This is a genomic window from Thiobacillus sp. (assembly GCF_024708915.1).
In genome coordinates, this window is the sequence record NZ_JANJXQ010000057.1 from 1 (window position 1) to 19,035 (window position 19,035).

At 66.3% G+C, this 19,035-nt stretch carries 16 protein-coding genes and 1 pseudogene; 10 read left to right on the top strand and 7 right to left on the bottom strand.

Translation table 11 applies throughout. The features are described from left to right. From thiC to Q0L94_RS04555, 3 genes are all read left to right on the top strand, one after another. Nucleotides 1-1,263, top strand: a 1,263-nt coding sequence (gene thiC, locus Q0L94_RS04545) for a phosphomethylpyrimidine synthase ThiC (protein WP_296750501.1), incomplete at its 5' end; no start/stop codon positions are given. Between the two features lie 22 nt (nucleotides 1,264-1,285). Beyond that, nucleotides 1,286-3,043: a diguanylate cyclase gene (locus Q0L94_RS04550; RefSeq protein WP_296750503.1), complete on the top strand. Its 1,758-nt coding sequence runs from the start codon at nucleotides 1,286-1,288 to the stop codon at nucleotides 3,041-3,043. A gap of 61 nt (nucleotides 3,044-3,104) precedes the next feature. Further along, on the top strand, nucleotides 3,105-3,935 hold the full coding sequence (locus Q0L94_RS04555) for an undecaprenyl-diphosphate phosphatase (protein WP_296750506.1): 831 nt from the start codon (nucleotides 3,105-3,107) through the stop codon (nucleotides 3,933-3,935). Between the two features lie 3 nt (nucleotides 3,936-3,938). On the opposite strand, the gene Q0L94_RS04560 is transcribed toward Q0L94_RS04555, so the two are convergent. The 3 genes from Q0L94_RS04560 to Q0L94_RS04570 all read right to left on the bottom strand — a co-directional run bounded on the left by Q0L94_RS04560 (nucleotide 3,939) and on the right by Q0L94_RS04570 (nucleotide 6,479). Next, nucleotides 3,939-4,619 (bottom strand): DUF533 domain-containing protein, encoded by a 681-nt coding sequence (locus Q0L94_RS04560; protein ID WP_296750509.1) that lies wholly within the window; start codon nucleotides 4,617-4,619, stop codon nucleotides 3,939-3,941. 64 nt (nucleotides 4,620-4,683) lie between these two features. Beyond that, nucleotides 4,684-5,226, bottom strand: coding sequence for a response regulator transcription factor (locus Q0L94_RS04565; protein ID WP_296750512.1), 543 nt, complete (start codon nucleotides 5,224-5,226; stop codon nucleotides 4,684-4,686). Beyond that, nucleotides 5,223-6,479, bottom strand: a complete 1,257-nt coding sequence (locus tag Q0L94_RS04570; RefSeq protein ID WP_296750514.1) for an ATP-binding protein — start codon at nucleotides 6,477-6,479, stop codon at nucleotides 5,223-5,225. The genes Q0L94_RS04565 and Q0L94_RS04570 overlap by 4 nt, the downstream gene beginning before the upstream one ends. A 173-nt stretch (nucleotides 6,480-6,652) precedes the next feature. On the opposite strand from Q0L94_RS04570, the gene Q0L94_RS04575 reads away from it, so the two are divergent. The 6 genes from Q0L94_RS04575 (at nucleotide 6,653) to Q0L94_RS04600 (ending at nucleotide 12,868) form a co-directional block, all read left to right on the top strand. Then, entirely contained in the window at nucleotides 6,653-8,962 is a 2,310-nt protein-coding gene (locus Q0L94_RS04575) for a TonB-dependent receptor (protein ID WP_296750517.1), read from the top strand. Between the two features lie 24 nt (nucleotides 8,963-8,986). Further along, complete coding sequence (locus Q0L94_RS04580) at nucleotides 8,987-9,430, top strand: copper chaperone PCu(A)C (protein WP_296750518.1); 444 nt, start codon at nucleotides 8,987-8,989, stop codon at nucleotides 9,428-9,430. Nucleotides 9,431-9,530: 100 nt separating this feature from the next. After that, nucleotides 9,531-10,415, top strand: coding sequence for an acetylglutamate kinase (gene argB, locus Q0L94_RS04585; protein ID WP_296750521.1), 885 nt, complete (start codon nucleotides 9,531-9,533; stop codon nucleotides 10,413-10,415). 103 nt (nucleotides 10,416-10,518) lie between these two features. Next, a complete protein-coding gene (locus Q0L94_RS04590; protein ID WP_296750523.1) occupies nucleotides 10,519-10,974 on the top strand; it encodes an EVE domain-containing protein in 456 nt (151 codons plus the stop codon). 3 nt (nucleotides 10,975-10,977) lie between these two features. Continuing rightward, nucleotides 10,978-11,784 carry a sulfite exporter TauE/SafE family protein gene (locus Q0L94_RS04595; protein WP_296750525.1) on the top strand — a complete coding sequence of 269 codons (807 nt, stop codon included), beginning with the start codon at nucleotides 10,978-10,980 and terminating at the stop codon, nucleotides 11,782-11,784. A gap of 178 nt (nucleotides 11,785-11,962) precedes the next feature. Beyond that, nucleotides 11,963-12,868 (top strand): crotonase/enoyl-CoA hydratase family protein, encoded by a 906-nt coding sequence (locus Q0L94_RS04600; protein WP_296750527.1) that lies wholly within the window; start codon nucleotides 11,963-11,965, stop codon nucleotides 12,866-12,868. On the opposite strand, the gene Q0L94_RS04605 is transcribed toward Q0L94_RS04600, so the two are convergent. Then, a complete protein-coding gene (locus tag Q0L94_RS04605) occupies nucleotides 12,848-15,370 on the bottom strand; it encodes an ATP-binding protein (RefSeq protein WP_296750529.1) in 2,523 nt (840 codons plus the stop codon). The two genes, Q0L94_RS04600 and Q0L94_RS04605, sit on opposite strands and share 21 nt — an antisense overlap. 10 nt (nucleotides 15,371-15,380) lie before the next feature. Then, nucleotides 15,381-16,502, bottom strand: a complete 1,122-nt coding sequence (locus Q0L94_RS04610) for an HD domain-containing phosphohydrolase (protein ID WP_296750531.1) — start codon at nucleotides 16,500-16,502, stop codon at nucleotides 15,381-15,383. Nucleotides 16,503-16,592: 90 nt separating this feature from the next. On the opposite strand from Q0L94_RS04610, the gene Q0L94_RS04615 reads away from it, so the two are divergent. Next, the gene (locus tag Q0L94_RS04615) at nucleotides 16,593-17,345 is read left to right on the top strand and encodes a DUF3530 family protein (protein ID WP_296750534.1); all 753 of its coding nucleotides are present in this window, start codon (nucleotides 16,593-16,595) and stop codon (nucleotides 17,343-17,345) included. Between the two features lie 101 nt (nucleotides 17,346-17,446). Here the strand turns inward: Q0L94_RS04615 and Q0L94_RS04620 are convergent, their stop codons facing one another. Together Q0L94_RS04620 and Q0L94_RS04625 are read right to left on the bottom strand one after the other, a co-directional pair. Beyond that, nucleotides 17,447-18,709, bottom strand: coding sequence for a YeeE/YedE family protein (locus Q0L94_RS04620; RefSeq protein ID WP_296750536.1), 1,263 nt, complete (start codon nucleotides 18,707-18,709; stop codon nucleotides 17,447-17,449). 167 nt (nucleotides 18,710-18,876) lie between these two features. Further along, nucleotides 18,877-19,035, bottom strand: a pseudogene (locus Q0L94_RS04625) (phosphoribosylaminoimidazolesuccinocarboxamide synthase); the annotation flags it as partial.

The window sequence follows — 19,035 nt, forward strand, 5'->3', positions numbered from 1 at the left end:
CCCAACAACATCAACCACCCCGAATCCGAGCCGATGATCATCGGCCGCAACTTCCTGGTGAAGATCAACGCCAACATCGGCAACTCCGCGCTCGGTTCCAGCATCCAGGAAGAGGTCGAGAAGATGACCTGGGCGATCCGCTGGGGCGGCGACACCGTGATGGACCTCTCGACCGGCAAGAACATCCACGAGACGCGCGAGTGGATCATCCGCAATTCGCCGGTTCCGATCGGAACCGTGCCGATCTACCAGGCGCTGGAGAAGGTCGACGGCAAGGCCGAAGAGCTCACCTGGGAGATGTTCCGCGACACGCTGATCGAGCAGGCCGAGCAGGGCGTCGACTACTTCACGATCCACGCCGGCGTGCTGCTGCGCTACGTGCCGATGACCGCCAACCGCATGACCGGCATCGTCTCGCGCGGCGGCTCGATCATGGCGAAGTGGTGCCTCGCGCACCACAAGGAGAGCTTCCTCTACACCCACTTCGAGGACATCTGCGAAATCATGAAGGCCTACGACGTCGCCTTCTCGCTCGGCGACGGCCTGCGTCCCGGCTCGATCTACGACGCCAACGACGAGGCGCAGCTCTCCGAGCTGCGCACGCTCGGCGAGCTGACCCAGGTCGCGTGGAAGCACGACGTGCAGGTGATGATCGAGGGCCCCGGCCACGTGCCGATGCAGCTGATCAAGGAGAACATGGACATCCAGCTCGAGTCCTGCTCCGAGGCGCCGTTCTACACGCTGGGGCCCCTCACGACCGACATCGCCCCCGGCTACGATCACATCACCTCGGGCATCGGCGCCGCGATGATCGGCTGGTACGGCACCGCGATGCTCTGCTACGTGACGCCGAAAGAACATTTGGGGCTGCCGGACAAGGATGATGTGAAGGAAGGCATCATCACCTACAAGCTCGCCGCGCATGCGGCGGACCTCGCCAAGGGTCACCCCGGCGCGCAGATCCGCGACAACGCCTTGAGCAAGGCGCGCTTCGAGTTCCGCTGGGACGACCAGTTCAACCTCGGCCTCGACCCCGACAAGGCGAAGTCCTTCCACGACGAGACGCTGCCCAAGGAGTCGGCCAAGGTCGCGCACTTCTGCTCGATGTGCGGCCCGCACTTCTGCTCGATGAAGATCACGCAGGACGTGCGCGAATTCGCGGCGAAGGAAGGCCTGAACGAAGCCGAGGCCCTCGAGAAGGGCATGGAGGTCAAGGCGGTCGAGTTCGTGAAGCAGGGCGCCGAGGTCTACCGCAAGGTCTGACCGCGCCGGCCAGCAACCTCACTTGCGTCGAGCGGCTTCCACTCTGACAGGCTGGCTCGCCGGCCTGTTCCTGCTTGTGGCCGGCGCCCTGGCCGGCGCCGCGCCGCTTTCCACCGCCGTCGAGTACGACGCGCCGATCGGTCGTTCGGCGGCTTTCCTGCAGGAAGCCGACGCGCGCCTCGAACTCGCCGACGCGGCCGCTGCGTTCCGGGCCGGCCGCCTCTCCCCTGGCAGCGCCCCGGTGCTCAGTTTTGGCATCGGCGCCAGGCCGGTGTGGATCCGCTTCGCCGTCGACAACCCGGCTGCCGCGCCAGCGACCCGCAGGCTGTCGGTCGAGACGGCCTGGCTCGACCGCATCGAGGTCTACGTGCTGAATCAGGGGCGCGTGGTAGCGGCGCACCGCGGCGGCGACCGGCAGCCGTTCATGCAGCGGGCGGTGATGAGCCGTGCCTTCATGTTCGACCACGACTTCGCCCCCAGCGCGAGCGAGGTGTTCGTCCGCGTCGAGACGCCCGACCCCATGGTGGTGCCAATCTATTTCGAAAGCCGCGAGTCGTCGCGGCTGCGGCAGATGCAACAGCAGCTGAGCTACGGCCTCGTGTACGGTTTCCTGCTCGCGCTCATCGCCTACAACGCCATCCTCTATGCCAGCCTGCGCACGTCGAGCTACCTCTCCTACGCGCTGTACCTGCTGGCCTTCATCGCGATGAACGTCGCCTACACCGGACATGGCTTCGCCTGGCTGTGGCCGGGGGCGACCGGGTGGCAGCAATGGTCACACCCGGCGCTGATCGTGGCCTACGGAATCGCGGGCCTGATGTTCGCGCTTCGCTTTCTCGAACTGCGTGCGAATTTCCCGCGCCTGCGGCGTGCGGTCATCGCATACTGCGCGGCCGGCGCCGGCCTGCTGGCCGCGGCGATCCTTGCGGGCAGCCAGGAATATGCCTTGCTGGTCGCCTTCGGATTCGTCTTCGCGTTCACCCTCGTCATGCCTGCGCTCGGCATCCTCGCGGTGCGCGCCGGGCAGAAGGCGGCGCGCTATTTCCTCCTCGCCGCCTGTGCAGCGATGGTGGGCGCGGTGCTGACGACGCTGTCGACCTGGGGCTTCATTCCTTTCAACGGCTGGACCTTCCGCGCGGTCGAGATCGGCATGCTGGCCGACGCGACCCTGCTCGCACTGGCCCTCGCATACCGCTTCCGCGTCGGGCAGGAGGAGCGACTGCGCGCGGAGCGACTGGCGCAGCTCGACCCGCTGACGGGGCTCAGCAACCGCCGCGCGTTCTACGATCTGACCACGCCCTTGTGGAGCAACGCGCTGCGCCACGGCCACGATCTTTCGGTCGTGCTGCTCGACCTGGACCGTTTCAAGCAGCTCAACGACAGTTATGGCCACGCCCATGGCGACGCGGTGCTGAAGGCGGTCGCTGGTGTGCTGAGGAACGGCGTCCGGCAGGGCGACGTGCTCGCCCGCTGGGGCGGCGAGGAATTCATCGTGCTGCTGCCGGAGACCGGCGGCACCGAAGCCGCCGCGCTGGCGGAAAGGCTGCGCGCTGCGATCGCCGCGCTGCGCGTTCCCCGCGAGGACGGCGAAACCCGGGTCACGGCCAGCTTCGGCGTGGCCCGGCTCGAGGATCGCGGCGGCACGCTGGACGCACTCATCGCCCATGCCGACGCGAACCTGTACCGGGCCAAGGACGAGGGCCGGAACCGGGTGGCGTGCTGCCTGCCGAAGGCGCGCCGGGCGACGGCGGACAGCGGGGCGGCGGCCGGAGCGCTGTAGGCCTCGCCGCGTATAATCCCCGGGCGCGCGCGGCGCGCTTTTTCATGCCCGAACCCCGACCATGGCCGACCCGACCCAGATCCTGCATGCCCTCATCCTCGGCTTCGTCGAGGGCTTCACCGAATTCCTGCCGATCTCGAGCACCGGCCACCTGATCCTCGCCGGCCAGCTGCTGGGCTTCAACGGCGAGAAGGCCAAGGTGTTCATGATCGCGATCCAGCTCGCGGCGATCCTCGCGGTGGTGTTCGAGTACCGCGCGAAGCTCGGTCACGTGGCGACGACGCTCGGCAGCGAGCCGGCGTCGAGGCGGCTGGCGATCAACCTGATGGCGGGCTTCCTGCCGGCGGCGGTGCTGGGCTTCCTCTTCTACAAGGAGATCAAGGGCTATCTCTTCAATCCCATCGTGGTGGCGTCGGCGCTGGTGATCGGCGGCCTGCTGATCCTGTGGGCCGAGCGCCGCAAGCACATCGTCAGCACGCCGACCGTCGACGACCTCGACTGGCGCCGCGCGCTCGCGGTGGGCTTCGCGCAGGCGCTGGCGATGGTGCCCGGCACCTCACGCTCGGGCGCGACCATCATCGGCGGCCTGTTCCTCGGGCTGTCGCGGAAGGCGGCGGCGGAGTTCTCGTTCTTCCTCGCGATCCCGACGATGTCCGCCGCGACCGCGTACGACCTCTACAAGAACTGGCACCTGTTCGACGCCGGGGACATCCCGCTGTTCGCGATCGGCGGCGCGGCCTCGTTCGCCAGCGCGCTCTTCGCGGTGCGCACGCTGATCAAGTTCGTCAGCCGCCACGACTACACGCTGTTCGCGTGGTACCGCATCGTGTTCGGCGGCGTGGTGCTGGCGACCGCGTACTTCGGCGCGGTCGACTGGGGTGTCGGCGCCTGACGTCTACCCGGCGGCGAGCGCCTGCTTCGCCTCGGTTTCCAGCTGCATCCTGAGTTCGGCCGGCAGCTTCAGCTGGGTCGCCAGCGCGTCGAGGTAGGCGCGCTCCATGAAGCTCTCGGCGTCGACCGCGAGCACGCTCACCAGATACATCTCGCTCGCGACCTCCATCGATCCCGCCGCCGCGGCGACCTCGGTCGGGTCGAGCGGGCGCGCGACCTCGGCGTCGATCCAGCTGCGCAGCGCAGGGTCGTCGGCGAGGGTCGCGAGCTTCTGCTCGATCAGGCCGCGCTCGCGCGCGTCGATGTGGCCGTCGGACTTGGCCGCCGCGATCAGCGCCTTCAGCACCGCACGGCTGTGGTCCTCAGAAGCCGGGGCGGGGAGGAACTGCGCCGGCTGCGCGACGGGCGCCGGGACGGCGCCGGCGGCGGCCTTCTGCTGCTGCCAGTTGCTGTAGGCGCGGAACGCGAGTGCGCCGAGCGCGGCGGCGCCGCCGTAGGTCAGCGCCTTGCCGCCGAACTTGCGCACGCGCTTGTCGCCGAGCAGCAGGCCGAGCACGCCGCCGGCAAGCATGCCGGTGCCGAAGTTGGCATAGCCGGGCTTGCCGCCACCCTGGCCGGCGGGCGGGTTCGACGGCGCCGACTGGCCGGCGCCGAGCAACTGGTCGAGCAGGGAATTCAGGTTCATGGCGGGCTTTCCTCGGGTTCGGGTCGAACGTGCAGACCGCCGCGCGGAGGGCGAAGTTCCGTGCTCAGGCGGGCTTCGGCGGGTTCTTGTCGAGCTTCCTTTGCAGCGTGCGCCGATGCATCTTCAGCGCGCGCGCGGTCGCCGAGATGTTGCCGTCGTGCTCGGCGAGCACCTTCTGGATGTGCTCCCATTCCAGCCGCGCCACTGTCAGCGGCTCGGGGTTGACGTCGAGTTCGGCATCGGGCTCGTCGCGCAGCAGCGCCGCGAGCACTTCGTCGGCGTCCGCCGGCTTCGCGAGGTAGTGGCGGGCGCCGAGCCGCACCGCCTCGACCGCGGTGGCGATGCTGGCGTAGCCGGTCAGCACGACGATGGCCGGCGCCGGCGTGCGTGCCGCGAGCTGCTCGACGACCTTGAGGCCCGATTCGCCGGGCAGCTTGAGGTCGACGACGGCGTGGCTCGGGACGAGGCGCGCGGCTTCGGCTTGTGCCTGCGCGGCGTCGTGCGCGATCGCGACCTCGAAGCCGCGCTTCTTCATCGCGCGCGCCAGGGCAGCTGCGAAATCGACGTCGTCCTCGACGATCAGGAGGTTCATGGAATCGGCGTTCATGCGGAGGGGCTCCATGGCAGGCGAAGGCGCACGCGGGTGCCGCCGCCTTCGCGCCCGGTCAGGGTCAGGCTGCCGCCGAGCCGCTCCAGCGTGGCATGCGTGAGCGCGAGGCCGACGCCCCAGCCGCGCCCTGGCTTGCCGCTGAAAAGCACGCGCCCGGCCTGCGCCTTCTGTTCGGGGGTGAAGCCCGGTCCGCGGTCGGCGATGTCGATGCGCAACCCGTTGTCATCGGCCTCGGCGCTGAACTCGACGACGTCGGGCGTGACGTCGGCGGCGTTGTTCAGCACGTTCATGACCGCCTGCTCGAGCCCGTCGGGCGGCACGAAGCTGCGCCGGTCGGCCGGCAGCTTCACCGTCACCTGCGCGTCGGGGCGCAGCACCTGCCAGCGCTCGATCACTTCGGCCAGCCAGGCGTCGAGGGGGCGTGCGGCAGGGGCGCCGTCCTCGGCGCGCGCGGCGAGGCGGGTGAGGATGCGCTTGCACGCCTGCGCCTGCTGCTCCAGCATCCGGCAGTCGGCGCCGATGTCGGGGTCGTTGGCGAACTCGCCGGCGAGTTCGTGCGCGGTGGTCTGGATGGTGGCGAGCGGGGTGGCGAGCTCGTGCGCCGCCAGCGCGGCCTGGGTGCCGAGCGCGACGATGCGCTCGTCGCGCAGCTGCTTTTCGCGCAGCGCGGCGAGTTCCTGGTCGCGCACGCGGAGCGCCGCATGCATGCGCGTCACGAAGAAGGCGATCAATCCCGCGCTGATGAGGAAGTTGAACCACATGCCGCCGAGGTGCATGCCGTAGGCGGCGACCGGGTCGGCGACCGCGAGCGGCTGGTAGACGAACAGCAGCAGGGCGTAGTAGGCGCCTGCGATTGCGGCCAGCAGCCACACCCAGCGCGGGCGCAGGCTGATCGCGGCGATCACGACCGGGACCAGCATCAGCGAGACGAAGGGGTTGGTCGCCCCGCCGCTGAAGAACACCAGCACCGCGAAGGCGGTGAGGTCGGCGAGCAGATGGGCGAGGAACTCCATCTGCGTCGCCGGCGCGTCCAGCCGCAGCCGCCATGCCGTGAAGAGCGCGAACAGCACCAGCAGCGTCAGCACGGCGCTCATCGGCAGCAGCGTCATCCGGATGCCGAGCCCCCAGTGCAGCCAGACGACGCCCGCCGCCCAGCCGCCGATCAGCGACATGCGCACGGCGAGCAGCCGCCCCAGCAGGGCGCGGGCGGGCAGGGTGGAGAGCAGCGTGGAATCCGGTCCGGACGGCATGGCGAAATTGTAATCCGTGCGCCGCACGTGAATTGCGGCAAATTGTCCTTCCTGTATGCAAGACCACCCGCGGGCCGCGGCGTTGCAGCCGCCGCTGCGACGATTTGTCGCATTCCCGAATCATGGCTGAAACGGGACAATCCAGTCTCTTTTATAACAACGAGCCTTGTGCCATGCCGAACCCAGCCTTCACCCCCCGCGTGTTGCCCCTGCTGATCGCCGCCAGCCTGCTGCCGCTCGGCGCTGGCGCGAACGAAACCGAGCTGCCGACCGTCGAGGTCGTCGGCAAGGAAGACGCAGCGCCCCTCGCCACCGTGGTCGAGAACCTGCCGACGTTGCGCGCGACGACCAGCGACACCGCGACGCTGCTGCGGGACGTGCCGGGCGTGAGCCTGTACGGTGCCGGCGGCGTGTCGAGCCTGCCCGCGATCCACGGCCTCGCGGACGACCGGCTGCGCATCAAGGTCGACGGCATGGACCTGATCTCGGCGTGCCCCAACCACATGAACCCGGCACTGTCGTACCTGGACCCGTCGCAGGTCGACTCGCTCGAGGTCTACGCCGGCATCGCCCCGGTGAGCGTCGGCGGCGACAGCATCGGCGGCTCGATCGTCGCCAAGACCGCCGATCCCGAGTTCGCCAAGGCGGGCGAGGCCAGCCTCGTCAAGGGCGAGGTCGGCGCCTTCTACCGCAGCAACGGCAACGCCATGGGCGCCAACGCAGCGGCGACCTACGCGACCGAGAACTTCAACATCTCCTACACCGGCGCCATCGCGCAATCGGACAACTACGTCGCCGGCGGCGACTTCAAGGACAGTCTCTTCGTCGCGGGCACGCCCGCCGGCTTCACCGGCCATCCGGGCCACACCCTGCCGGATGACGAGGTCGGCTCGACCGCCTACGACACCCGCAACCACACGCTCGGGCTGGCGTTCCGCGGCGGCGCCCACCTGGTGGAGGCCAAGTTCGGCCTGCAGGACCTGCCCGAACAGCTGTGGCCGAACCAGCGCATGGACATGCTCGGCAACGACCAGAAGCGCGTGAACCTGCGCTACCTCGGCGACCTCGACTGGGGCAAGCTGGAGGCGCGCGTCTACCACGAGGACGTCGACCACTTCATGGATTTCGGCGCCGACAAGAAGTACTGGTACTACTCGGGCCAGCCCACTTACCCCGGTGCGCCATGTGACCTCAGCGACCCGAAATGCGCTTCCGGCATGCCGATGTATACCGAGAGCACGAACACCGGCGCGGTCGTCAAGGCCGACATCGACCTGACCCAGCAGGACCTGCTGCGCGTCGGAACCGAATACCAGCGCTATCGCCTCGACGACTGGTGGCCGGCCTCCGGCGCGGGCATGGCTCCCTATGACTTCCTGAACGTCAACGACGGCGAGCGTGACCGCGCGGCGGTCTTCGCCGAATGGGAAAAGCAGCTCAACCCGCAATGGATGACGCTCGCCGGGGTGCGCTACGAGCGCGTGATGATGGATGCCGGTGATGTCCACGGCTACAACACGGACACCTACCCGACCGTCGTCGCAGCAAGCGGAGGCAACCAGACCCGCGACGCAGCCAACTTCAACAACGCCGACCACAGCAAGGCCGACAACAACTGGGACATGACCCTGCTGGCGCGCTACACACCCAGCGCCACGCGCGACGTGGAATTCGGCTTCGCGCACAAGACGCGCTCGCCCAACCTGCACGAGCGCTACACCTGGTCGACCTGGCAGATGGCGGCGCTTATGGTCAACTGGTCCGGCGACGGCAACGGCTATATCGGCAACCTCGACCTCGAACCCGAGCAGTCCAACACCGTGTCCGCCACCTTCGACTGGCATGCCGCCGACCGCGCCTGGGAGTTCAAGGCGACGCCCTACTACACCTACGTCACCGACTACATCGACGCGGTCCAGTGGGACGCCGCGACGAACACGGCGCGCACGACGCTGGTGACTGACCAGTACACCGTGCTCAAGTTCGTCAACCAGTCGGCGCAGATTTACGGCATCGACTTGTCGGGCCGGATGCCGCTGGCGAAGAACGGCCTCGGCGAGTTCGGGCTCAACGGCCTCGTCAGCTACACGAAGGGCGAGAACCGCGACACCGACGACAACCTGTACAACATCATGCCGCTCAACGGCAAGCTCGCGCTGACGCAGAAGCGCGGCGGCTGGAACAACGCGGCTGAAGTGGTGATGGTCAGCCGGAAGGACGACGTGTCCGAAATGCGCAACGAGATGGAAACCCCCGGCTACGCGCTGCTCAACCTGCGCGCCAGCCATTCCTGGAAGCAGCTGCGTGTCGATTTCGGCGTGGAGAACGTGTTCGACCGGCTCTACTACCATCCGCTCGGCGGCGCCTATATCGGCCAGGGCACGACGATGACCGTCAGCGAGGTCCCGACCGTGCCGCAGTGGGGTACCCCGGTTCCCGGCATGGGCCGTTCGATCTACACTGCGGTGAATTACCAGTTCTGATGGTTCAACTTTGAGGAGAAACCGATGAAAGCTCTTGTTGCCGCCGTACTGCTGGCCAGCGCCAGCCTGCCCGCCTGGGCCGCGAATGTCAGCGTCACCGACGCCTGGGCGCGTGCCACCATGCCGGGGCAGAAGGTCAGCGCCGCGTACATGCAGATCCAGTCCGACGCCGACGCCCGCCTCGTCGGCGCGTCGAGCCCGGCCGTGCCGCGCGTCGAAGTGCACGAGATGAAGATGGACGGCGACGTGATGCGGATGCGCGAAGTGAAGGCGATCGAGCTGCCGAAGGGCAAGACCGTCGCGCTGCAGCCGGGCGGCCTGCACATCATGCTGATGAACCTGCAGAAGCCGATCGCCGCCGGCGACGTCATCCCGCTCACGCTGGTGATCGAGTCGGCTGGCAAGCAGCAGACCATCGAGGTCAAGGCCGAGGCGCGCGCCCCCATGGGCGGCGGCATGCAGCACTGACGAAAGCGGTGCGCCTGGCGCACCGGCATTCGCCCGGGCGGCTTCGCGCCGCCTTTTTTATTGGCGTAAAATCCGCAGCGAACTGACCCCCGGAGCCGCCATGACCTCCCCGCACACCGCCGCCGAGAAGGCCGCCATCCTCTCCGAGGCGCTGCCCTACATCCAGCGCTTCTACGACAAGACCATCGTCATCAAGTACGGCGGCAACGCCATGACCGAGCGCCACCTGATGGAGGCCTTCGCCAAGGACGTGGTGCTGCTCAAGCTGGTCGGCATGAATCCGGTCGTGGTGCACGGCGGCGGCCCGCAGATCGCCGGGCTGCTGCAGCGCATCGGCAAGCAGAGCGAGTTCATCCAGGGCATGCGGGTGACCGACGAGGAGACGCTCGACGTGGTCGAGATGGTGCTCGGCGGGCTGGTCAACCAGGACATCGTGACGCTGATCAACAAGCACGGCGGCCGCGCAGTGGGGCTCACCGGCAAGGACGGCAACTTCATCCACGCCAAGAAGATGCTGGTGAAGAGCAAGGAGAAGGCGGACGAGATGCTCGACATCGGGCAGGTCGGCGAGATCACCGGCATCGACCCGGAAATCATCCAGGTGCTCGACGCGCGCGATTTCATCCCGGTGGTGGCGCCGCTCGGCACCGACGCCGACGGCAACGCGTACAACATCAACGCCGACGTCGCGGCCGGCAAGATCGCCGGCGTGCTGCAGGCGGAAAAGGTCATCTTCATGACCAACACGCCGGGCGTGCTCGACAAGCAGATGCAGCTCCTGACCGGACTCACCCCGCGCGAGGTCGACGAACTGATCGCCGACGGCACCATCTCCGGCGGCATGATTCCCAAGGTCGGCTACGCGGTCGACGCGGTGAACAGCGGGGTGAAGACCGCGCACATCATCGACGGCCGCGTCGAGCATGCGCTGCTGCTCGAGATCCTCACGCCGGAAGGCGTCGGCACCCTGATCAAGCGGGCGTGATGAAGATTTTCGATCTACTGCTGCTGCGTGGTGTTCCCCCCTCTCCCCGCCCTCTCCCGCCGGGAGAGAGGGGGACAGGGCTTCGCTGCGCGAGGAAACTTTAATGCGCTACTGGCTGATGAAGTCCGAGCCCTCCGACGTCAGCATCGACGACCTCGCCGCCATGCCCGACCAGAGCGTCGCCTGGTACGGCGTGCGCAACTACCAGGCGCGCAACTTCATGCGCGACCAGATGAAGCCCGGTGACAAGGTGCTGTTCTACCACTCGTCGTGCGCCGAGCCGGGCATCGCGGGGCTCGCCGAGGTGAGCACGCCGGCGTACCCGGACGCCACCCAGTTCGACCCGAAGAACAAGTACTTCGACCCCAAGGCGACACCGGAGACGCCGCGCTGGTTCAACGTCGACGTGAAGCTCGTGAGGAAGACGCGGCTGATGCCGCTCGCCGAGATCCGCGGCTACCCCGAGCTCGCCAACATGCGCATCCTGCAGCGCGGCAACCGCCTGTCGATCACCCCGGTCGACCCGGCCGAATACGCGTTCATCGTCAAGCACCTCTAAGCGATGCCCGAGCTGGCCCCGGCGCTGCTCGCCGCCTACGTCGGCCTAGGCCTCGTGGTCGGCTTCGTCGCCGGCCTGCTGGGCGTCGGCGGCGGCCTCATCATCGTGCCGGTGATGATCTTCCTGCTGCAGGCGCAGGGCCTCGCCGCCGGCCTCGAGCCGCAGCTCGCGCTCGGCACCTCGCTCGCGTCGATCCTCTTCACCTCGCTTTCCAGCGTGCGCGCCCACCACCGCCACGGCGCGGTCGAGTGGCCGCTGGTGCGGGCAATCGCGCCGGGCATCCTCCTCGGCACGCTGGCAGGCGCGCTTCTGGCAGCGCAGGTGTCGGCCTTCGTGCTCAAGCTCGTCTTCGTCGCCTTCCTGTTCTACGCCGCCGCCCAGATGTGGTTCGAGTTCCGGCCGGCGCCGCATCGGGGCCTTCCGGGGCGCGCCGGGACGACCGCGGCCGGCGGCGTGATCGGCGCAGTGTCGAGCTGGGTCGGCATCGGCGGCGGCACCCTGTCGGTGCCCTTCATGCTGTGGCACAACGTCCCGCTGCACCGGGCGATCGCCACCTCCGCGGCGATCGGCTTTCCGATCGCCATCGCCGGCGCGGCCGGCTACGTGCTGGGCGGCTGGGGCGCCAGCGGCTTGCCCGCCGGCAGTTTCGGTTTCGTCTATTTGCCGGCGCTCTTCGGCATCGTGCTGGGCAGTGTGCTGACTGCGCCGCTCGGTGCGCGCACCGCCCATCGCCTGCCAGTGAGGCCGTTGAAACGGGTTTTTGCGCTGCTGCTGCTGGTGCTGGCGCTGCGCATGGCATGGACATTCTAGGCGGCGTATGGCCGCACCATGATCTAGCCTTCGGCGACACGCTGCTGCACCAGATGTTGGGATGAGCCGCATGCAACGATTTCATGCTTGAGTGGCTGCATCGGCCGCGCTAGTCTTTCGACACATGCCGAAAATTCGACGCATGGCCGATTGATTCAATAACTACGCGGAGATACTCATGGCACACCTGCAAGCTGTACACACCACGCTGCAACCCCAACAAAACGCATACAAGCAGCTCACCACGTATTTCGATCCGCACAGCCAGGTTGCCTGGGGGTATATGCACGCCGAGCCGCGTCCCTGTTTTACGCCAACCTTGCTGCGCGAGTTGCTGGCTTGGGGCAACGGCATGATCGAGACGATCGATGACCCCGTGCAGCTGGACGTGAAATATTTCGTTCTCGCATCGAAGGTGCCCGATACCTTCAGCCTGGGGGGCGACCTGAGTCTCTTCATGCAGCATATCGAGGCGCGCGACCGCGCTGCGCTGCTGCATTACGCCATTTCCTGCATCGACTGTTCCTATGCGGTGCACAGCCACCTGAACCGGCCCAATGTGACGAGTATCGCCCTGGTTCAGGGGCAGGCGCTCGGCGGTGGATTCGAAAGCGCGCTGGCGGCCAATGTGCTGATCGCCGAGCGCGGTGCCAGGATGGGGTTGCCGGAAATCCTCTTCAACCTGTTTCCGGGGATGGGTGCGATGACCTTTCTGGGGCGTCGCGTAGGGCATCACCAGGCCGAGAAAATCATCCGCAGCGGCAAGCTTTATCTGGCTGAGGAACTGTACGAAATGGGTGTGGTGGATGTGCTGGCGGAGCCGGGCGAAGGGGAGGCTGCGGTTTGCGACTATATCCGGCGCGAGGAGAAATCCCGCAACGGGATCCTCGCCTTGCGCGCCGCGCGCGAGGTCAGCCAGCCTGCGTCGTACGACGAGCTGGTCCGCATCACCGAAATCTGGGTGGATGCCGCTCTGCGTCTGGAAGCGAAGGACTTGCGGATGATGGAGCGGCTGGTCAGCCGGCAAACCAGCAAGAGCGAAACGGTTGCCGCGGCGGAGCCGTCAAAAGCTTTCGGCGCGTAATTTCCGGTCCAGATAGGCCATCAGGGCGGTTTGCGCCTCGCCGAGCGCAAACCGCACGTCGTCCAGTTTCTGGCGCGTGCTCGCGTCGCTCATCTCGTAAGGTTTGATGCGCTCGGCTTCGGTGCAGAGTTGTGCCAGCCGGTTGGCCCCGACATCGCTGGCGCCGCCTTTCAGCATGTGCAGCTGGTCGTGCCATTGGCCGTAGTCCTGGCTGGCCAGGGCGCGCTCGATGTCGCGCAGCGAACGTTCGCTGTCTTCCTCGAAACTGGCAAGCAGATCGCGCACAAAATCATGCCCGCCCAGCTGGGCGAGATCGTCCAGTACCGATTCATCCAGTTCTTCCCGCTGCTGCGGGCGGGACGGGGCGGCAGCAGGGGCTTCCATCTGCTGGCTGGCCAGCCGGGCAATGAGATCCACGAGTTCGCGGCTGTTGACCGGTTTGGTGAGGAAGCTGTCCGCCCCCGCCGCTTCGCAGGCAGCCTGCGCCTCGGCGCGCGCGTCGGCGGTCAGCATGATGATGGGCAGATGCCCCTTTTCCATGAAGCGCCAGCGTTGCACCACTTCGGGCCCCGACAGCTGCGGCATGTGCATGTCGATAATGGCCAGATGGTAAGGGTGGTCGCCGGATTCGAGCATACTCAGGGCTTCCTCGCCGTCATGTGCCAGATAGGCCTCGTGCCCGGCGTGCTCCAGCAGGCCGCGGATCACCCGCTGGTTGACCGGATTGTCTTCCGCCACCAGGATGCGCAGCGGGGCTGTCTGTCCGCTCTGCGCCTGGAAGCGGTTGGCCAGCGATACTACGTTGTGCGGCATGTCATGGCTGACGGCCGCGTGGATGGCATTGAACAACAGCGTCGTATTGACCGGCGTGCGCAGCACCGACGCGTAGCCGTCGCGCATCAACTGCGTGTCGCGTGTCAGGGCCATGCCGGCATCGGACTCGATCAGGATGACCGGCAACGCAGCCAGGCCGGGATCGTCGCGCAGCAGGTGCAGGAAGGCACCCGGGTCGCCCGGCAGCACACCGCGTTCCACCACCACCGCGCCCAGCGGCGTACCGCCAGACAGATAGGCGGACAATTCGGCGGCAAGCCGGGTGGTGTTGTCCACCGTCACGGTTTCGGCGCCCCAGTTGCGGATCATCGTCCGGATACGGGCGCTCAGTTCGCCGCCTGCCAGAATCGCCACCCGCATCGGCGTGTCGAATTGTTCCGTGGATGCGGCGGGCTGGGCGGCTTGCAGTGCGAACGGCAGCTCGAACCAGAATGTCGTGCCTTCCCCTTCGCGGCTGTGCAGGCCGATGTGACCGTCGAGCGTTTCCACCAGCTGTTTGGCAATGGCGGTGCCCAGGCCGCTGCCGCCGAAACGGCGGGTAATGGATGGGTCGGCCTGGGTAAAGCTGTCGAATATGCGTGCCTGCACGGCTTCCGGAATACCGATGCCGGTGTCGACGATCTCGAAGCGCAGGCGTTGCGGGTGGCCTTGCCCGGCCGGACGGATGTAGACGTCGACCCGGCCGTGTTCGGTGAACTTGATGGCATTGCCGATCAGGTTGATGAGGATCTGGCGCAGGTGGCGCGCATCGCCATGTAGCTGAAACGGCGTCTGCGGCGCAATGTGCGCTCCCAGCACCAGCCCCTTGCGCTGCGCCAGGGTTTCCATCATCGCGATCGTGCCGTTGACCAGGCGGTGCAAGTCGAAATCCTCTCCCGTCGTGGCAAGACGGCCGGTTTCGATGCGCGAAATGTCGAGCACGTTGTCGATCAGCTCCAGCAGGGTGTTGGCCGATGCGCGGATGATCTGGGCAAACTCCTTTTGTTCCTTGTCGAGCTTCGTTTCCGCCAGCAGATCGGCAACGCCAATGACGCCGTTGAGCGGCGTGCGGAGCTCATGGCTCATGTTGGCGAGGAAGCTCGACTTGGCCTGGCTGGCCTCTTTTTCCCGCCTGACGGCGCCGTGCAGCTGTTTCAGCAGGCTGGACGCGTAAAGCGGGACGACGATGAGCATCAGCCACATGCCCCACCAGAGCGGCGTATGTTCGTGCCAGAAGGGGTTGAACTGATAAACCACGATGAATCCGGCCGCAGACGCCAGCATCGAAATGAGCAGATACGGTATGCCATAGCGGAAACCGTTGCCCAGCGTGACCCAAAGATAGATGGCGACGATAGGCGCCCCGGTTTCGTTCGAGATGGCCAGCATGTAGGTAATGACGGTGAAGTCATGCAGCATGCCGGCGCCACGGCGGATGATGGAGACGCCCGGATGGACGATCGTGCCGATCAGCAACGCAAGGGAAATCAGCGTGAAGCTCAGCCCAAGAAAGTGGACTTGCTCGGACAGGGTGGAGCCGTGCTCAAGGCCGCCGAGCGAGAAATACAGATAGAGGCCGACAACAATGCACAGGCGGATCAATGCCTGCTGAAACTCGGTGTCCGGCCGTGTCTGAACCCGCCTTTGCAAGCGTTCGACAAAAGCGGGGCAGGGGAGCAGGTTCGACACGGGTAGAGATTCAGCCGGGCGCGTCGCCCAGATCGCGCATGATGGCCGCTACGGCATCGATGCGCAACTCGAAGGCGCGCACGCAGGCAGGATCGAAGTGCCTGCCGCTTTCCGACTGGATGTAGTTCAGCGCGTCCTGGAACGACCAGGCGCGCTTGTAGGGGCGGTCGGACGTGAGCGCGTCGAATACGTCGGCCACCGCCACAATGCGCGCGGGAAGCGGGATGTCCTCGCCGGCCAGGCCTTGCGGGTAACCGCTGCCGTCGAATTTTTCGTGGTGGCCGAGTGCGATCACTGCGCCCATCTGCAGATAGCGCGATGGACTGCCGTCGAGAATCTCGTGGCCGATCAGCGGGTGGCGGCGCATGATTTTCTGCTCCTCCGGGGTATGCCGGCCGGGTTTGAGCAGAACCAGATCGGGGATGCCGATCTTGCCGATGTCGTGCATCGGTGCGGCGGCTTCGATCTCATCGCATTCCATTGCGGAGAGATTGAGTTTCTCGGCGATCAGGCGGGCGTACTTCGACATGCGGATGATGTGGTTGCCGGTTTCCTGGTCGCGATATTCGCCTGCCTTGGCCAGCTTCATCAGGGTTTCGCGTTCGCGCGTGCGCACTTCGCGGGTGGCCTGCATTACCTGCTCTTCCAGCCATAGTGCGCGGTCGTTCACCATTTTCTGGCTGCGCCGCAGCGCCAGCAGGTTGAGGCAGCGGGCACGACATTCCTGCGGGTCGATCGGCCGGGTGAGGAAATCGGTCGCGCCGTTTTCCAGTGCCTGATAACGGACCTGGCGGTCTTCCACCACGGTGACGATGAGGATCGGTATCTCGGCCAGGCGACGTTCGGCGCGGACCCGGCGGGTGAATTCGATGCCGTCCATGCCGGGCATGCGGTAGTCGGTGATGATGAGATCCGGTGTGGCAAGGTGCATCTGCGCCAGCGCATCCTGCGGATCGGCAAAGCTTTCCACGATGACACCCGGCTCCAGTGTGCGTGCCAGGCCTTCCAGTAGGCTGCGGGCGGTGCTGCGATCGTCGACGATCACCACGCGTGCCCCGCTGCGCGGGCGCGTGTCGCGTGCCGGACCAGGCGGCACGGAGGAAGGCACAATACGCAGCTGCTTGGCAGTCACTGTCTTTACTCTGAAATGGTTGATAAAACTGCAGTTTCGTAGAATTATCGGGCAGGTTGAATATGAACTTTAACGTCCGGGAGTGGAGAGATGAAGAAAAACCTGTTGCTGGGTCTGATGGCCGGATTGGCGGCGCTGTTTTCCCTGGCGGTTTCTGCCGAACCGGCGGCGGATTATGCACGCGAGAAGAAATGGGCGGACGAGGTGGTGCCCGGACTGGTGGTGGGCGATCCGGTTTATCTGCAAACCCCGCGCGGGCATCACAAATTCCTTGCGCTGTTCGCGCCGGTGGCCGACACCCACAAGGCGGTGGTGGTCGTCCATGGCATGGGCATTCATCCCGACTGGGGCATGGTCGGCACACTGCGCAGCGAACTGGCCGACCGCGGGTTCACCACGTTGTCGATCCAGATGCCCGTGCTGGCGGCCGACGCCAAGGGCGAGGCCTATACGCCGACCTTTCCCGAAGCGGCCGAGCGCATCGCCGAGGCGGTCGAGTTTCTCAAGGCCAAGGGCTACACGCAGCTGGCCCTTGTTTCCCACAGCATGGGCTCGCGCATGAGCCGGGTCTACCTGGCCGGGAAACCCGATCCGGCAGTGAAATCGTGGGCCAGCCTGGGCATTTCGGTGGACGACTACGCCGCGCTGAAACTGCCGATTCTCGATTTGTACGGCGACAACGATCTGCCGGCGGTGCTGGCGAATGCGGGCAAGCGCAAGCAAAGTCTGGCTGCGGCTGCTTCGAGGCAGACGATGATCGCCCGTGCCGACCACTTCTTCACCGGGCACGAAGCCGACATGGTGGCAGCCGTGGCCGACTTCCTTGCCGCGACGCTGAAATAGCGCGGGCGGTGAGCCGCCGTGTGTGAGGCCCGGTGTTGCAGTTCGGCAAAAAGCCCCGCCTGGAGCGGGGCTTTTTGCCGGGCAAGGAAGCCGCACTGGATTTATACCGCTTCCAGCTTGCGCATGCCGGCGGGCAGCAGTTTGAAGTCGACCAGCGCAGTGATGAAGGACTTGAAGAACGTGGCATCGGCCTCGTACACCATCTTGTAGTACTGCACCTTCATGGTGACGGCGCTGCCGAACACGATGGCGACGAAGGTGAAGATGGAGCCCAGCGCCAGGGTGGAGAAGCCGGTAATCCCCTGGCCAATGGTACAGCCCATCGCCAGCACGCCGCCGAAGCCCATCAGGACCGCGCCGATGAAATGGTTGATGAAGTCGCGGCCGGAGGCGAACCACTCGATGCGGAAGCTGCGCGAGATCAGCGCCCACAGCAGGGAGCCGGCGATCACGCCGGCCAGCGCCATGATGCCGAAGGTGAGCAGGGTGCGGTCGAAGCCGTTGGCGACGTAGCCCAGCGTTTGCCCCATCGGGTTGATGAAGGTGAAAGACTGCGAGGCAAGCGGGCCGGCGGCGGCGGGCCGGACCGCATCGGCCGGCGCATACAGATCCCAGTCCTGCACGTAAGCTTGCAGCGCCATCATTTCGCCGTCGGCGTTGATTGAGACGTTACTGGTGACATACCAGGCGGCGAGCACCGCGAGGCCCACCACGAGGCCGCCGAGGAGGTTGTCGAAGCTGGTGCGGAATTCGGCCGACTTGAACGCCCAGACCAGCAGCAGACCGCCGATGATGCCACCCGCCACCATGCGGCCGGTGGCAGCGTTGTCGCCGAACAGCATCGCACCGAGATCCTGGTTGGTGGTCAGCGCGACTGCGGTCGGGTTGGTCCAGGAATAGAACAGGGTGGAATACAGGGTCTTGTCGCTGCCCGGGAAGGGGTTGATCATGAAATAGGCAATCACGGCGATGATCAGCAGTACCATGACCGACTTGATGTTGCCGCCGCCGATGCGGATCAGCGTCTTGTTGCCGCAGCCCGAGGCAAGCGTCATGCCGATGCCGAACAGAACGCCGCCGAGCACGTTCTCCAGCCAGACGAAATTGGTCTGGCGGTAGGGCGGGAAGGTGCTGGTGACGTTGACCAGACCGGCGGCTTCCAGGCCCGTCACACCGAGTACGCCGACCGCGATGGCCAGTATCCAGGCGCGCATGCGGCCGGTGTCGCCCATGTTGACCCAGTCGGAGACCGCGCCCATGGTGCAGAAGCCGGTTTTGTTGACGACGGCGCCCATGATCAGGGCGATCGCAAAGGTCGACCACAGGAAAAACGATTGTGCGCTGGCAAAATCTTCGTAGATCATGACTCTATCTCTTGTGTGGAACAGGGGAAGCGGCGTGCGCCGCGTGCCCGGATGAAAGGCGGAACGCTAGCTGCCGAGCCCTGAATGGTAATGCCATGCGGACGCCGGGAACAGGTCCATTCCTACCGTTTGCGCGTAGGCCGGTTTGTCTGTAGGAGGGGGGGCGCTTACCCCAGCAGCCGCGTCATCGCCTCGCGGTATTTCTCGCTGGTCTTGTCGACGATCTCGGCCGGCAACGCCGGTCCCGGTGCCTGCTTGTTCCAGCCGCTGGCTAGCAGCCAGTCGCGCACGAACTGCTTGTCGAAGCTGGGCGGATTGCTGCCGGG